Origin of the sequence: Streptomyces sp. NPDC051740 (genome assembly GCF_044453165.1) — a bacterium.
Classification (GTDB): Bacteria; Actinomycetota; Actinomycetes; order Streptomycetales; family Streptomycetaceae; genus Streptomyces; species Streptomyces atrovirens.
The window spans coordinates 251,670-266,426 of the sequence record NZ_JBITCL010000005.1 but is presented as its reverse complement, the minus strand read 5'-3'; the positions used below and the strand labels follow the sequence as shown (position 1 = coordinate 266,426).

At 68.4% G+C, this 14,757-nt stretch carries 15 protein-coding genes; 6 read left to right on the top strand and 9 right to left on the bottom strand.

Translation table 11 applies throughout. The annotated features are described in order from the left end of the window. The first annotated feature begins 10 nt into the window (after positions 1-10). The 5 genes from ACIA6T_RS11160 (at position 11) to trxA (ending at position 4,934) form a co-directional block, all read left to right on the top strand. Positions 11-1,711 (top strand): protein kinase family protein, encoded by a 1,701-nt coding sequence (locus ACIA6T_RS11160; RefSeq protein ID WP_399446265.1) that lies wholly within the window; start codon positions 11-13, stop codon positions 1,709-1,711. Positions 1,712-1,739: 28 nt separating this feature from the next. Further along, positions 1,740-2,465 carry an RNA polymerase sigma factor SigM gene (sigM, locus tag ACIA6T_RS11155; RefSeq protein ID WP_399446264.1) on the top strand — a complete coding sequence of 242 codons (726 nt, stop codon included), beginning with the start codon at positions 1,740-1,742 and terminating at the stop codon, positions 2,463-2,465. After that, positions 2,462-3,394, top strand: a complete 933-nt coding sequence (locus ACIA6T_RS11150) for an anti-sigma factor family protein (protein WP_399446263.1) — start codon at positions 2,462-2,464, stop codon at positions 3,392-3,394. The genes sigM and ACIA6T_RS11150 overlap by 4 nt, the downstream gene beginning before the upstream one ends. Before the next feature lie 191 nt (positions 3,395-3,585). Continuing rightward, entirely contained in the window at positions 3,586-4,554 is a 969-nt protein-coding gene (gene trxB, locus ACIA6T_RS11145; protein WP_217130727.1) for a thioredoxin-disulfide reductase, read from the top strand. Between the two features lie 41 nt (positions 4,555-4,595). Continuing rightward, complete coding sequence (gene trxA / locus ACIA6T_RS11140) at positions 4,596-4,934, top strand: thioredoxin (protein ID WP_399446262.1); 339 nt, start codon at positions 4,596-4,598, stop codon at positions 4,932-4,934. Positions 4,935-5,021: 87 nt separating this feature from the next. Here the strand turns inward: trxA and ACIA6T_RS11135 are convergent, their stop codons facing one another. The 9 genes from ACIA6T_RS11135 to rpmH all read right to left on the bottom strand — a co-directional run bounded on the left by ACIA6T_RS11135 (position 5,022) and on the right by rpmH (position 11,988). After that, positions 5,022-5,639 (bottom strand): GNAT family N-acetyltransferase, encoded by a 618-nt coding sequence (locus ACIA6T_RS11135; RefSeq protein ID WP_399446261.1) that lies wholly within the window; start codon positions 5,637-5,639, stop codon positions 5,022-5,024. A 358-nt stretch (positions 5,640-5,997) separates the two neighbouring features. Continuing rightward, positions 5,998-7,098: a ParB/RepB/Spo0J family partition protein gene (locus ACIA6T_RS11130; protein ID WP_399446260.1), complete on the bottom strand. Its 1,101-nt coding sequence runs from the start codon at positions 7,096-7,098 to the stop codon at positions 5,998-6,000. After that, a complete protein-coding gene (locus tag ACIA6T_RS11125) occupies positions 7,095-8,171 on the bottom strand; it encodes a ParA family protein (RefSeq protein WP_073933498.1) in 1,077 nt (358 codons plus the stop codon). The genes ACIA6T_RS11130 and ACIA6T_RS11125 overlap by 4 nt, the downstream gene beginning before the upstream one ends. Positions 8,172-8,462: 291 nt before the next feature. Next, positions 8,463-9,179, bottom strand: a complete 717-nt coding sequence (rsmG, locus tag ACIA6T_RS11120) for a 16S rRNA (guanine(527)-N(7))-methyltransferase RsmG (protein WP_399446259.1) — start codon at positions 9,177-9,179, stop codon at positions 8,463-8,465. A 122-nt stretch (positions 9,180-9,301) separates the two neighbouring features. After that, entirely contained in the window at positions 9,302-9,814 is a 513-nt protein-coding gene (locus tag ACIA6T_RS11115) for a protein jag (protein WP_399446258.1), read from the bottom strand. A gap of 15 nt (positions 9,815-9,829) precedes the next feature. Continuing rightward, positions 9,830-11,083: a membrane protein insertase YidC gene (yidC, locus tag ACIA6T_RS11110; protein ID WP_399446257.1), complete on the bottom strand. Its 1,254-nt coding sequence runs from the start codon at positions 11,081-11,083 to the stop codon at positions 9,830-9,832. Positions 11,084-11,086: 3 nt separating this feature from the next. Beyond that, a complete protein-coding gene (yidD, locus tag ACIA6T_RS11105; protein WP_073933323.1) occupies positions 11,087-11,461 on the bottom strand; it encodes a membrane protein insertion efficiency factor YidD in 375 nt (124 codons plus the stop codon). Then, positions 11,458-11,829 (bottom strand): ribonuclease P protein component, encoded by a 372-nt coding sequence (gene rnpA / locus ACIA6T_RS11100; RefSeq protein WP_073933322.1) that lies wholly within the window; start codon positions 11,827-11,829, stop codon positions 11,458-11,460. The genes yidD and rnpA overlap by 4 nt, the downstream gene beginning before the upstream one ends. A gap of 21 nt (positions 11,830-11,850) precedes the next feature. Continuing rightward, positions 11,851-11,988 (bottom strand): 50S ribosomal protein L34, encoded by a 138-nt coding sequence (gene rpmH / locus ACIA6T_RS11095; protein ID WP_003956500.1) that lies wholly within the window; start codon positions 11,986-11,988, stop codon positions 11,851-11,853. A 392-nt stretch (positions 11,989-12,380) separates the two neighbouring features. Between rpmH and dnaA the strand changes: the two genes are divergently transcribed. Beyond that, positions 12,381-14,366, top strand: coding sequence for a chromosomal replication initiator protein DnaA (gene dnaA / locus ACIA6T_RS11090; protein ID WP_399446256.1), 1,986 nt, complete (start codon positions 12,381-12,383; stop codon positions 14,364-14,366). Positions 14,367-14,757 lie beyond the last annotated feature (391 nt).

The following is a 14,757-nucleotide window of genomic DNA, read 5'->3' as shown; positions in this document are numbered from 1 at the left end:
GGGAACGACGGTGGCCGAACGGAGCACAGCTGCCGTCGACGTGGCAGACAACAGCGGCGAGCAGTCGCTGACCGCACAGGCGGACCAGTCCACGGCCGACGGGGTGGCCCAGAACCGGGAGCGGGACACGGACAACGACGAGGCACAGGAGGGCGCCGGGACCGACGGTTCCGCGATGACCTCGCCACCCGAACTGCACAGCGGTCACAAGCTCGCCAGGCGCTACCGCCTCGAGGAGTGCGTCACCCGTCTGGACGGGTTCAGCAGTTGGCGTGCCGTGGACGAGAAGCTCCGCCGCGCCGTCGGCGTGCACATCCTGCCCGCGGATCACGCGCGCGCCCGGTCCGTCCTGGCCGCGGCCCGTTCCGCCGCCCTGCTGGGTGACCCGCGCTTCGTCCAGGTCCTGGACGCCGTCGAGGAGAACGACGTCGTCTACGTCGTCCACGAGTGGCTCCCCGACGCGACGGAACTGACGACGCTCCTGGCGGCCGGCCCGCTGGAGGTGTACGACGCCTACCAGATGGTCAGTCAGATTTCCGCCGCCATGGCCGCGGCCCACCGTGAGGGCCTCGCCCATCTGCGGCTGAACCCCAACGCCGTCCTGCGCACCTCGACCGGCCAGTGGCGCATCCGCGGCCTCGCGGTCAACGCCGCGCTGCGCGGCGTCGGCTCCGACACCCCGCAGCGCACCGACACCGAGTCGATCGGCGCCCTGCTCTACGCGGCGCTCACCCAGCGCTGGCCGTACGAGAACGACGCCTACGGCATGTCCGGACTGCCGAAGGACATCGGGCTGATCCCGCCCGACCAGGTGCGCGCCGGTGTCCACCGCGGGCTGTCCGAGCTGGCCATGCGGGCGCTCGCCAACGACGGCGCCACCGCCTCGCGCCACGAATCGGCGTGCACCACGCCCGAGGAACTGGTGAAGGCGATCGGCGAGATGCCCCGCATCCGCCCGCCGGAGCCCGCGTTCACCACGCCTCCGGAGTACCAGCGCACGACGTACCAGCAGGGCACCTACGGCCGTCCGGCGCCGCACCCCGGTGTCACCCAGCCGGTGCCGACGCCGCCTCCTCCGCTGCAGAGCCGCACGGGCAAGGCGCTGAAGTGGGCCGTCTCGGCCCTGCTGATCGCCGCGCTCGGCCTGGGCAGCTGGCAGCTCGCGGACGCGCTCCTGGAGCAGGACAAGCAGTCCGACGACACCAACCAGACCCAGACGACGGACAGCGGCGACAAGAACCCGCAGAAGCCGGTGAGCGGCAAGCCCATTGCCATCACGGGGGCAAAGGACTTCGATCCGTTCGGCTCCGACGGGTCCGAGTACCCGGACGACATAGACAAGGTCTACGACGGTGCTTCGGACACGTACTGGCAGACGAGCTACTACGAGAGTTCCGACTTCGGCCGGTTGAAGTCGGGCGTGGGTGTCATCCTCGACCTCGGCAAGAGCCAGCAGGTCGGTAAAGTCACCGTTTCCTTTGTGGGTAACACGTCCGTCGAACTCCGTGCCGCCTCCAGCGACGCCGGGGCGCAACCGACCTCCTTCGACGACTACACCAAGGTCGCCGAAGGAGGTGGTACCAGTGTCGCCCTCAAGCCCAGCGAGACGTTGAAATCCCGGTATCTGTTGATCTGGCTGACCGAGCTGCCCGTGCAGACGGACGACGGCAAATGGCGCGGCAGGGTCACGGACGTCAAGGTGACCAGCTGAGGCCGTCTGCGTCGAGGGAGGGGGTCCGATGGCAGAAAGCGCCGCATATGACGGAGTGAGCGATCAGAACCTCCTCGCCCGTCATGTGGAGGGCGACCCCGACGCCTTCGGTGAACTCGTGCGGCGTCACCGTGACCGACTCTGGGCCGTGGCGCTGCGGACGCTCGGCGACCGCGAGGAAGCCGCTGACGCCGTCCAGGACGCCCTCGTCTCCGCCTACCGGGCCGCCCACACCTTCCGCGGCCAGTCGGCCGTCACGACATGGCTGCACCGGATCACGGTGAACGCCTGCCTGGACCGCGCCCGCAAGGCGGCCTCCCGCAAGACCGCTCCGGTCGACGACACGGAGCGCCTGGAGCAGTTGCTCGAACCCCACGAGTCCGCCTCCGCGCCCGCGGAGCGCAACGATCTGCACCGCCAGCTCATCGAAGCCATGGGCACCCTTCCGCCCGATCAGCGGGCCGCGCTCGTCCTCGTGGACATGCAGGGCTATCCGGTCGCCGAAGCCGCCCGCATCCTCGATGTGCCCACCGGTACGGTGAAGAGCCGCTGTGCACGGGGCAGGGCCAGACTCCTGCCCCTGCTCTCCCATCTACGGCCGGACGGCCCCGGGGAGAGCGGGAAACAGAGTGAGGGACGGAACCGGACGCGGGGAACGTCCGTCCCACCCGCAGCGGGCCTGCGGCAAGCGGATCCGTCGGACCCAGGATCGAACGACCCGGCTGCGGTGAAGGGCGGAGGTGGGCGAGCGTGACGTCGACGACAGACATGGCGGAGCACCCGGACGTCGCGGAGATCTCCGACCTGACCGAGGGGCTCCTCCCGGCCGCCCGGAGCGCCGACGTGCGTCGGCATCTGGACGAGTGCGCACTCTGCGCGGACGTCCACGCCTCTCTCGAGGAGATCCGGGACCTGCTCGGTACGGCGCCGGGTCCGCCCCGCATGCCCGCCGAGGTGGCAGGCCGCATCGACGCCGCACTGGCCGCAGAGGCCCTGCTGCACGCCACGGCTCCGGAGCCGAAGCCAGAGGCCGCCGGGGAGCCCACCGATGCGTCTCCCGCGTCCTCCGACGACGATCCTGGGCATGTTTCACGTGAAACACCGGCGTCCCAGGACCGGCCGGCCGGGCGTCCCCGGTCCACCACGACCGGACCGGGACGCAAGAGCCGTCTGCGCGGTGGGCGCCGCCGGGTCGCCGTCCTGGGGACCGTGTTCACGGTCGCCGCTCTGGGGCTCGGGTCGGTGGTGCTGTCCTCCCTGAACGACGGCACCGGCCAGGACGAGGGAACCCGGACGACCGCTTCGGACACCTTCTCCGAAGGGAAACTGGAGAAGCAGGTCACCGATCTCCTCGCACAGAGCCAACAGGGCCAGGGGAAGGTGAAGGGCCCCGGCACCGTCCACACACTCGGTTCGCAGTCGGAGTCCGACGCCGTCAATCCCAGGGTCCTCAAGGAGCCCGCAGTGCCCAAGTGCGTCAGCGACGGCATCGGCCGCAACGACGCCGCACTCGCCACCGAGACGGGCACCTACAAAGGGAAGGACGCTCTGCTCGTCGTGCTTCCCGACCCCTCGGACGACACCCGTGTGACCGCGTACATCGTCGAGGCGACCTGTGTGGACAACCCGTCCGCGGCCACCACGGCGAAGGTTCTGCTGAAGCACTCCTACACGCGCTCCTGACGACCGACGCTTCGTCTCCCTCCTACGTGGTATCCCGTACGGTGTGCGCTTCTCCCTGTCGGCAGCGGGCCATGTCCGTGTGCCCGGACACGGCGGGAATGCGCGCCCCTTAGGATCCGTTGGACGGGGTGAGAGTTCCGAAAGAAGCTTCCCCGGTCGACCGACGCAGACCAGAGACGAGGAAACAAGCCGTGAGCGACGTTCGTAACGTGATCATCATCGGCTCGGGGCCCGCCGGCTACACGGCGGCGCTCTACACCGCCCGTGCGTCGCTGAAGCCCCTGGTGTTCGAGGGCGCCGTCACCGCCGGCGGCGCGCTGATGAACACCACCGAGGTCGAGAACTTCCCCGGCTTCCAGGACGGCATCATGGGCCCCGAGCTCATGGACAACATGCGGGCCCAGGCGGAGCGCTTCGGTGCCGAGCTCGTCCCGGACGACGTGGTCGCCGTCGACCTGACCGGTGAGATCAAGACCGTCACGGACACCGCCGGCACGGTCCACAAGGCGAAGGCCGTCATCGTCACCACCGGTTCGCAGCACCGCAAGCTCGGTCTCCCGAACGAGGACGCCCTCTCCGGCCGCGGTGTCTCGTGGTGCGCCACCTGTGACGGCTTCTTCTTCAAGGACCACGACATCGCCGTGATCGGCGGTGGCGACACCGCGATGGAGGAGGCCACCTTCCTCTCCCGCTTCGCCAAGTCCGTGACGATCGTCCACCGCCGTGACACCCTGCGCGCCTCCAAGGCGATGCAGGAGCGTGCCTTCGCCGACCCGAAGATCTCGTTCGTCTGGGACAGCGAGGTCGCCGAGGTCCAGGGCGACCAGAAGCTCTCGGGCCTGAAGCTGCGCAACGTCAAGACCGGCGAGCTCTCGGACCTGGCGGTGACCGGTCTGTTCATCGCGATCGGGCACGACCCGCGCACCGAGCTCTTCAAGGGCCAGCTGGAGCTGGACGAGGAGGGCTACCTGAAGGTCGAGGCGCCCTCGACGCGCACGAACCTCACCGGTGTCTTCGGCGCCGGCGACGTGGTCGACCACACCTACCGCCAGGCGATCACCGCGGCCGGCACGGGCTGTTCCGCCGCCCTCGACGCCGAGCGCTTCCTCGCCGCTCTCGCGGACGAGGAGAAGGCCGAACCCGAGAAGACCGCTGTCTGACCCCCACCCGCCCCACGCACCAACCAGTTAAGGAGCCCGCTGTGGCCGGCACCCTGAAGCATGTGACCGACGACTCCTTCGAGCAGGACGTCCTCAAGAGCGACAAGCCCGTCCTGGTGGACTTCTGGGCCGCCTGGTGCGGTCCGTGCCGCCAGATCGCCCCGTCCCTCGAAGCCATCGCCGCCGAGTACGGCAACGAGATCGAGATCGTCAAGCTGAACATCGACGAGAACCCGGCCACGGCCGCCAAGTACGGCGTCATGTCCATCCCGACCCTGAACGTCTACCAGGGTGGCGAGGTCGCCAAGACCATCGTCGGCGCCAAGCCGAAGGCCGCGATCGTCCGCGACCTCGAGGAGTTCATCACTGTCGCCAAGTGATGACCGACCGCCTCACCGGCGGCACATGTTTCACGTGAAACACGAATGGGCTGGCCCACCTGGGTCGGCCCATTCGTATGAGGAGCGTCAGAGGGGACGCAGCGCCGGCTCCTTCTGCACGGCCCCGAGCAGCCGGTCCAACGCCATCTCGACGTCTTCCTTCCAGGAGAGCGTCGTCCTCAGTTCCAGCCTCAGCCGGGGGTGGGTGGGGTGCTGCCGGACCGTCTTGAAGCCCACGGCCAGCAAGTGGTCGGCGGGCAGGAGGCAGGCCGGCTCCTTCCAACCGGCGTCGCCGAACGCCTCGATCGCCTTGAAGCCCCGGCGCAGCAGGTCCTTGGCCACCGTCTGCACCATCACCCGGCCCAGCCCTTGCCCCTGGTACCCCGGCATGATGAACGCGGTCATCAGCTGCACCGCGTCGGGCGACACGGGGCTGGTGGGAAACGCCGTGGAGCGTGGCACATAGGCGGGGGGAGCGTAGAGGACGAAGCCCACGGGGACGTCATCGACGTAGACGACTCTTCCGCAGGACCCCCAGTCCAGGAGGACGGCCGAGATCCACGACTCCTTCTCGACCGCGGAGGTTCCCGCCTTTACCGCTGCCTCGCCACTGACGGGGTCGAGTTCCCAGAAGACGCACGAGCGGCAGCGCTGGGGGAGGTCCGGAAGGTTGTCCAGCGTGAGCGGTACGAGCCGACGGCCCATGAAGGCTGTTCCTCGCTTCCTTCGCCCGCTGCCTCGCGGGCGGCTGTCAGAGCGCTCCGTTCCCTGAGCAGGCTGCCGATGAAGCCGCTGACGGCCCCCACTCCCAGCCCCGCGCTCACCAGTCCGGTGCGGCTCGTCATTCGCATGGCCCTTGCCTTGCTCTCAGAGGTACTGCCGGGTGGATGCGCCCTGTCCGAACGCATCGTATCCATGAAGCGATTCCATCGATACCGCCAAAAAGCAAAGGGCGGACCGTGTCCGGTACACACCGGACACGGTCCGCCCCTGGTCACCCGGTCACCCGGTCACCCGGTCACCCGGTCACCCGGTCGGCCGCTCGGCCGAACCCGTCGAGGGATCAGGACCCGGTCTCCACGGAGTCATCGTCTACCAGACTCTTCTGCAGAACGGGTCCCTCACCCGGAGCAAGGGTGCCGAGGATACGCTCGAGGTCCTCCATGGAGGCGAACTCGACGGTGATCTTGCCCTTCTTCTGCCCCAGGTCGACCTTCACCCGTGTCTCGAAGCGATCCGAGAGACGCGTCGCCAGATCCGTCAGTGCCGGCGAGACAAGAGCCCCGGCGCGCGGCCCCTTGGACCGCCGATCCTTCTGGGGATGTGAACCCATCAGGGTCACGATCTCCTCGACCGCCCGCACCGACAGCCCCTCGGCCACGATCCGGTGGGCCAGTCGGTCCTGCTCCTCCGCGTCCTCGACGGACAGCAGCGCGCGTGCGTGTCCGGCGGACAGCACACCGGCGGCAACCTTGCGCTGAACGGTCGGGGAGAGCTTCAGCAGGCGCAAAGTGTTGGACACCTGTGGCCGGGACCGGCCGATGCGGTCCGCCAGCTGGTCGTGCGTGCAGTTGAAGTCCTTCAGCAACTGGTCGTAGGCGGCGGCCTCTTCCAGCGGGTTCAACTGGGCACGGTGCAGGTTCTCCAAGAGTGCGTCCAGGAGGAGCTTCTCGTCCTCCGTGGCCCGTACGATCGCCGGAATCGCCTCGAGTCCCGCCTCACGGCAGGCACGCCACCGGCGCTCACCCATGATGAGCTCATAGCGCGCGGGCCCCACCTGCCGTACGACAACCGGCTGGAGGAGACCGACCTCCTTGATGGAGGTGATGAGCTCGGACAGCGCGTCCTCGTCGAAGATATCGCGCGGCTGCCGGGGATTCGGCGTGATGGCGCCGAGGGGGATCTCGGCGAAGTGCGCGCCCATGGGTGGCGCGGGTACGGTCGCAGCGCCATGAACCGATGCCTCATCTGTTTCACGTGAAACATCCGACAGCGTGGCCACCTTCGCGGCGGCCACCCCTCGCTCGTTCGGCAGTACCGGCACCGTCGCAGAAGACGGGGAGACGCTGCCGCCCACCGCGGACGGCGTCACCGCCTTCTCTGTCGGGGCAGCGGGAATCAATGCGCCAAGACCACGACCCAGCCCCCTCCGTCGCTCGCTCACTGGACGCCCTCCACCATGCTCGGATCGTTCTGCCGTACGCCGAGGTGGGCCTGCGATGCGTCATAGCTGACACCGACACCCCTCAGCGCAATCTCTCGTGCCGCCTCGAAGTAGGAGAGGGCACCGCTTGATCCAGGATCGTAAGTCAGCACCGTCTGCCCGTAGCTCGGCGCCTCCGAGATACGGACGGAGCGGGGAATGCTCGTCCGCAGTACCTCGTCGCCGAAGTGGGTGCGCACCTCGTCCGCGACCTGTGACGCGAGGCGCGTCCGGCCGTCGTACATGGTGAGCAGGATCGTCGATACGTGCAGAGTGGGGTTGAGGTGTCCCCGCACCAGGTCGACGTTGCGCAGCAGCTGCCCCAGCCCCTCCAGCGCGTAGTACTCGCACTGGATAGGGATCAAGACCTCCTGGCCGGCCACCATCGCGTTGACCGTCAGCAGGCCGAGCGAGGGCGGGCAGTCGATGAGGATGTAGTCCAGCGGCTGCTCGTACGCCTGGATCGCCCGCTGTAGCCGGCTCTCTCGCGCCACCAGCGACACCAGCTCGATCTCCGCACCTGCGAGATCGATCGTGGCGGGTGCGCAGAAGAGTCCCTCGACATCGGGGACCGGCTGGACGACCTCCGCGAGCGGCTTGCTCTCCACCAGAACGTCATAGATGGAGGGGACCTCGGCATGGTGGTCGATGCCCAGGGCTGTGGACGCATTGCCCTGGGGGTCGAGGTCGATCACCAGGACACGGCTGCCGTGCAGAGCGAGCGACGCGGCAAGGTTGACGGTGGTCGTCGTCTTACCGACACCGCCCTTCTGGTTGGCGACCACGATGACGCGGGTCTGCTCGGGCCGTGGCAGGCCCTCACCGGCTCGCCCCAGAGCCTCCACCGCCAGTTGGGCAGCACGACCGATGGGAGTGTCGTCCATCGGAGGCGGTGTTTCACGTGAAACATCCGCTCCCGTCGACTCGGTACGGGGACCGGGGACCGGATCGGTCATCGGTCCCGCGATGTTGGCGTCGGACCGCAAGGATTCACTCTCCTCGACTTCAGGCTCGCTATGAACAGAGCCTCCCATGCCTTCGGGGTCGTGAACCAGTGAGCCCTGACGTTCTGTGGAGAAATCCACCTCTGTGGACAACTCCACACCTCTTGAGGAGGTCGGTGTCTCGTCGGGAACAGGAGCCTCTCCGAGCGAACCGAGAGGCTTCCGGTCACGGGGTTCGGCCGCGGCGCGGCCCCGACTGATGATGCCGTGCAGCAGTGAGCGACGTTTCACGTGAAACACGATGCACAGCGGCCGAGGCGGCACCACCGCGACACTCCGGCATGCATGGGTTCGGCAGCTTGTGTGGAGTACGTCCGGCCCTCAGCGCCGGCGCCGGGCCCGTCCCGTACGGGCAGCCTTCGCGCGCTTCGCCGCGAACCGCACACCGCCCGGACTCTCGCCGACCTCGACCCGCACCACCGTGGACATCGGATCCACGATGCCCTCGCCCACATGCACGATGGATGTCTCCACGGCACCGAGCTTGCTCAGCGCCGTCGTCGCGCTCTTCAGCTCCTCCTCGGCGGTGTCACCCTTGAGCGCCAGCATCTCGCCGTAGGGCCGCAGCAGAGGAATGCCCCATGTGGCGAGGCGGTCGAGCGGAGCCACGGCGCGAGCGGTCACCACGTGCACCGGAGGCAGCTTCCCCATGACCTCCTCGGCCCGGCCACGTACGACCGTCACGTGGTCCAGTCCGAGCAGCTCGACGACCTCGGTCAGGAAGTTGGTACGCCGGAGCAGCGGCTCCAGCAGAGTGATCTTGATGTCCTCCCGGACCAGTGCCAGAGGGATGCCAGGCAGGCCGGCACCCGAGCCCACATCGCACACCGTCACCCCTTCGGGCACGACCTCCGAGAGGACCGCGCAGTTCAGCAGATGCCGCTCCCACAGGCGGGGCACCTCACGCGGCCCGATCAAGCCGCGCTGCACGCCCGCCTCGGCGAGCAGCTCCGCGTACCGGACCGCGTCCTCGAAGCGATCTCCGAACACCTCGCGTGCCTGCTCGGGCGCGGGGGGAAGCTCCGCTGCCTCCGTCACGGGGGACCGTCCTTCCGTACCGTGCCGACACCGGGCGCCGACACCAGAACCACAGAACTATCAGGCTGACAAAGTTCGGCCCCGTCTGCGCAACAGACGGGGCCGGTGGAACGTAGGGCCGATCAGGCGGGAAGCACGACGACGAAGCGCTGCGGCTCCTCGCCCTCGGACTCGCTGCGCAGGCCGGCCGTCTTGACCGCGTCGTGCACGACCTTGCGCTCGAACGGCGTCATCGGGTCCAGCCTCACGGCCTTGCCGCTGCTCTTGGCCTCGGCCGCGGCCTTGGCGCCCAGTTCGGACAGCTCGGTCCGCTTCTCGGCCCGGTAGCCGGCGATGTCGAGCATGAGACGGCTGCGGTCCCCGGTCTCCCGGTGCACGGCCAGACGCGTGAGCTCCTGGAGCGCCTCCAGCACCTCACCGTCACGACCCACCAGCTTCTGCAGGTCACGGCTGCCCGTGTCACTGATGATCGAGACGGAGGCGCGGTCGGCCTCGACGTCCATGTCGATGTCGCCGTCGAGGTCGGCGATGTCGAGCAGACCCTCCAGATAGTCCGCCGCGATCTCGCCCTCCTGCTCCAGGCGGGTCAGGGTGTCTGCGCCCTCGGCAGCGGCGGAGGTGGTGCCTTCCGTCACGGGATGGACTCCTTCTTACTTCTTGGACGGGGACTTGGGCCGCTGCGGACCCTTGCGCTGCCCGGACTGGGCCCTGCTGCGGGTACTGCCGGCGGGCTTGGCGTTGTCCTTCTTGACGGGGCCGGCGGGCTTGGCGTCCTCGGGCTCGTCGGACTTGGTCAGCGAGGTGGGCTCACCGGCCGCCTTGGCCGCGCCGGACTGGCGCTGGGACTTGGTCTGCCGCTTGGGCTGCTGCCGCTTGGCGGCGGCCGCGTCCTCGGCCTGGGCGGCGGCCGTGCTCTCGCTCTTGATCACCGTGCCGTCGGCCTGGGCCGCGAGGCCCTCCTTGTTCAGACCGTTGACGAACTTGCGCTCGTACTCGTTGCGGTCCCGGCCCTTGGCGACGATGGCCTTGACGATGGCGCGCTCACCGCGGCCTCGGGTCCTGCCGTGCTTGGAGACGCTCTTGGAGAGGCGCTCAAGGTACGCGGCCTGGGCCTTGGAACCCGGCGTGGGGTTGTTGTGGATGACGTACATCTGCTGGCCCATGGTCCACACGTTGGTGGTCAGCCAGTAGACGAGGACACCGACCGGGAAGTTGATGCCGAAGACGGCGAAGATGACGGGGAAGACATACATCAGCATCTTCTGCTGCTGCATGAACGGCGTCTTCACCGTGGTGTCGACGTTCTTCGTCATCAGCTGGCGCTGCGTGTAGAACTGCGACAGCGACATCAGGACGATCATGATCGCCGTGACGACACGGACATCGGTCAGCGAGGCGTTGAGCGCCTCGACCTTGTCCGCGCTGTCCGTGAACTTCGCCGCGAGCGGGGCACCGAAGATGTGGGCCTTCTGCGCGCTCTCCAGCAGACGCTCGTTGATCACACCGATGGTGTCACCCGACGCAATGCTGTTGAGCACGTGGTAGAGGGCGAAGAAGAACGGCGACTGCGCCAGGATGGGAAGGCACGAGGAGAGCGGGTTGGTACCCGTCTCCTTGTACAGCTTCATCATCTCTTCGGACTGGCGCTGCCGGTCGTTCTTGTAGCGCTCCTGGATCTTCTTCATCTCCGGCTGGAGCGTCTGCATGGCGCGCGTCGCCTTGATCTGCTTCACGAAGAGCGGGATCAGGCAGATGCGGATCAGAATCACCAGGGACACGATGGACAGGCCCCAGGCCCAACCGGTGTCAGGGCCGAAAATGGCGCCGTACACGCTGTGGAACTGGACGATGACCCAGGAGACAGGTGTCGTGATGAAGCTGAAGAGGCTGGCAATCGTGTCCACTGATCATGCTCCTTGGGCATGGGACGGGGTCTCTGCGGCCGGGCTCGAAGGACTCGTCGGACCTGTGGGAGAGGTCCGCCCCTCGGTGGCCGGTTCAGCGGCGGAGGTCCCGCCCCTGCGTGCACGCCAGGCGTCACGCAGCATTTCGTGCCACCGCGGACGCTTGCGCGGCGGAACATGGTCCACACCACCCGGCGACCACGGATTGCACCGGAGGATGCGCCAGGCCGTGAGCGCTGTGCCCTTGATGGCACCGTGCCGGTCGATGGCCGTGTAGCCGTAGTGGGAACACGACGGGTAGTACCTGCACACCGGTCCCAGCAGCGGACTGATCGTCCACTGGTAGATCTTGATCAGAACCAGCAGCGGGTACTTCATCGCGCGCCCCCTCCCAGCAGCCGCCGCAGGGCGGCATCCAGGTCTCGGGCCAGTTGTGCATGGTCGGCGTCACCCGCACCGGGCAGCGCTCGTACGACTACCAGGCTACCGGGGGGCAACTGGTCGACTCGCTCGCGCATCAGATGGCGAAGCCTGCGCTTCACCTTGTTGCGCACCACCGCACCGCCCACGGCCTTGCTCACGACGAAACCCGCACACGACGGGGGAGCGCTCTCCCCAGGCGCATGCGGGTCCGTGGCACCGCTACGAAGATGGACGACGAGATGCCGGCTTCCTGCCCGGCGCCCTCGTCGTACCGCGGTCGCGAAGTCCTCGCGCCGCCTCAGCCGGTTCTCGGTGGGCAGCACGACGGCATGACCTGACCGGGATCAGGCGGACAGACGGGCGCGACCCTTGCTACGGCGGGACGCGAGAATCGCGCGGCCGGCACGGGTACGCATACGCAGCCGGAAGCCGTGGGTCTTGGCGCGACGACGGTTGTTCGGCTGGAAGGTGCGCTTGCTCACTCGGGGGCTCCAGAAAGACTCGGTGTTTGCGGGGTGCCGTCCTGGCTGTCACCGTGCGCCCACGAGTAGCTCGCGTTACGCCCGAGTGCACCGCTGACCGATCACCTTGCGTGATCTGTGCCCATCGGAGGCAGGCGGCAGCAGCCATCGACAACTCGACCTGGTCACGGTACGCGCGGCTGCGCCATTCGGTCAAACCGGCGACGACTGGGGGACACTTGTCCACAGCCTGGGGACAACAACTTGAACCGTACCGGCCGCGCTGACTACCGTGGCTTGACTCCGGTTCGTTCCCCTGACGAGTCGTTTCCTTGATCCCCCCACCACCCGATTCACATCCCGACCCGTCCTCCGCATCACACGATCGAAGGACCTGTGAGAGAGCGTGCCCTGTGGCTGACGTACCTGCCGATCTTGCCGCAGTGTGGCCACGCGTACTGGAGCAGCTCCTCGGGGAGGGCCGCGGACAGGGGGTCGAGGGCAAGGACGAGCACTGGATCCGGCGCTGCCAGCCGCTGGCACTCGTCGCCGACACCGCGTTGCTCGCCGTGCCCAACGAGTTCGCGAAGGGCGTGCTCGAGGGCCGCCTCGCCCCCGTCGTCAGCGAGAGCCTGAGCCGCGAGTGCGGACGCCCGATCCGCATCGCGATCACCGTCGACGACACCGCCGGCGAGCCCTCGCCCCCGCCGGCGCCCCGCCCCCAGCCGCGCTACGAGGAGCCCGGGCTTCCGGCCGTCCGCCAGGAACGCCCCGAGCGCCCCGAGCGCCCCGATCACCTGGAGCGGTCCGACCGGCCGGACCGGCAGGAGCGCGAGCCGTACGAGGGGTACGACGGCTACGAGGGATACGAGAGCTACGGCCGCCGCCGTACCGACCAGCAGCAGGGCCCCTCCGGTGACCAGCTGCCCACCGCCCGCCCCGCCTACCCGTCGGAGTACCAGCGCCCGGAGCCCGGCGCCTGGCCGCGGCCGGCGCAGGAGGAGTACGGCTGGCAGCAGCAGCGCCTCGGCTTCCCGGAGCGGGACCCGTACGCCACACCCCCGCAGGACACCTACGGATCCCAGGACTCGTACGGCTCGCAGGACGGCTACGGCGGCGGCCCGCCCGCGCAGGACTACCGTCCGCAGCCCATGGACCGGCCGTCCTACGACCAGCAGCGCTCCGACTACGACACATCACGCGGCGACTACGACCAGCGCAACGCCAGGCGCCGCGAACTGCCCGACCCGCCCTCCGGATCCGGGCACGTCCACCGCGGCGGCCCGGTGGGTCCGAACCTGCCCACCACCGGCGCGCCCGGCCCGCTGGCGGCGCAGCCGGCACCGGCGGCCGGCCCCGGTGAGCCGACCGCGCGGCTGAACCCGAAGTACCTCTTCGACACGTTCGTCATCGGTGCGTCCAACCGCTTCGCGCACGCGGCCGCGGTCGCCGTCGCCGAGGCACCGGCGAAGGCCTACAACCCGCTGTTCATCTACGGGGAGTCCGGGCTCGGCAAGACCCACCTGCTGCACGCGATCGGGCACTACGCGCGGAGCCTGTACCCCGGCACGCGCGTGCGGTACGTGAGCTCGGAGGAGTTCACCAACGAGTTCATCAACTCCATCCGCGACGGCAAGGGCGACAGCTTCCGCAAGCGGTACCGCGAGATGGACATCCTGCTCGTAGACGACATCCAGTTCCTGGCGGACAAGGAGTCGACGCAGGAGGAGTTCTTCCACACCTTCAACACGCTCCACAACGCCAACAAGCAGATCGTGCTCTCCAGCGACCGGCCGCCCAAGCAGCTGGTCACCCTGGAGGACCGGCTGCGGAACCGTTTCGAGTGGGGCCTGATCACCGACGTCCAGCCGCCGGAGCTGGAGACCCGCATCGCGATCCTGCGCAAGAAGGCGGTGCAGGAGCAGCTCAACGCCCCGCCGGAGGTGCTGGAGTTCATCGCCTCCCGGATCTCGCGGAACATCCGTGAACTGGAGGGCGCGCTGATCCGGGTGACGGCGTTCGCCTCGCTCAACCGGCAGCCGGTGGACCTGGGCCTGACGGAGATCGTCCTCAAGGACCTGATGCCCGGCGGTGACGACTCGACGCCGGAGATCACCTCGACGGCCATCATGGGCGCCACGGCCGACTACTTCGGCCTCACTGTCGAGGACCTGTGCGGCAGCTCCCGGGGCCGGCAGCTGGTGACGGCCCGCCAGATCGCCATGTACCTGTGCCGTGAGCTGACGGACCTGTCGCTGCCGAAGATCGGTGCGCTGTTCGGCGGACGCGACCACACCACGGTGATGCACGCCGACCGGAAGATCCGCAACCTGATGGCCGAGCGGCGCTCCATCTACAACCAGGTCACCGAGCTCACCAACCGCATCAAGGCCGGCTGAGCGGCCCACAGGCCGGACGGACTTCGTCGAGGGCGCCCCTGGAGCGATCCGGGGGCGCCCTCGTCGTGTCCCGGGACGATCCGAGGGCGCCCTCGTCGTGTCCCAGAGCGCCTCGCCTCCTCGTGGAGCACCTCGGCGCTGTTCGATTCCGAAGCCGGGTTACGGCCTTCGTCCACAGATTCGGTGACTTTTTCCCGTCCACATCCTGGGGACCGGGAAGTTGTCCCGATCTTGTCCACAGGGCAGCCTGTCAAGGAGTCATCGGGCCAGTTCAGCGGGGTGTGGATACGTGGAAAAGCGATCTCCACAGGCTGTGGACAAACTGGAGGCCCATCACCTGTGCACCGAGTTGTCCACGGGCAACCCACAGGCTGGAGGCGGTTGTCCCCAG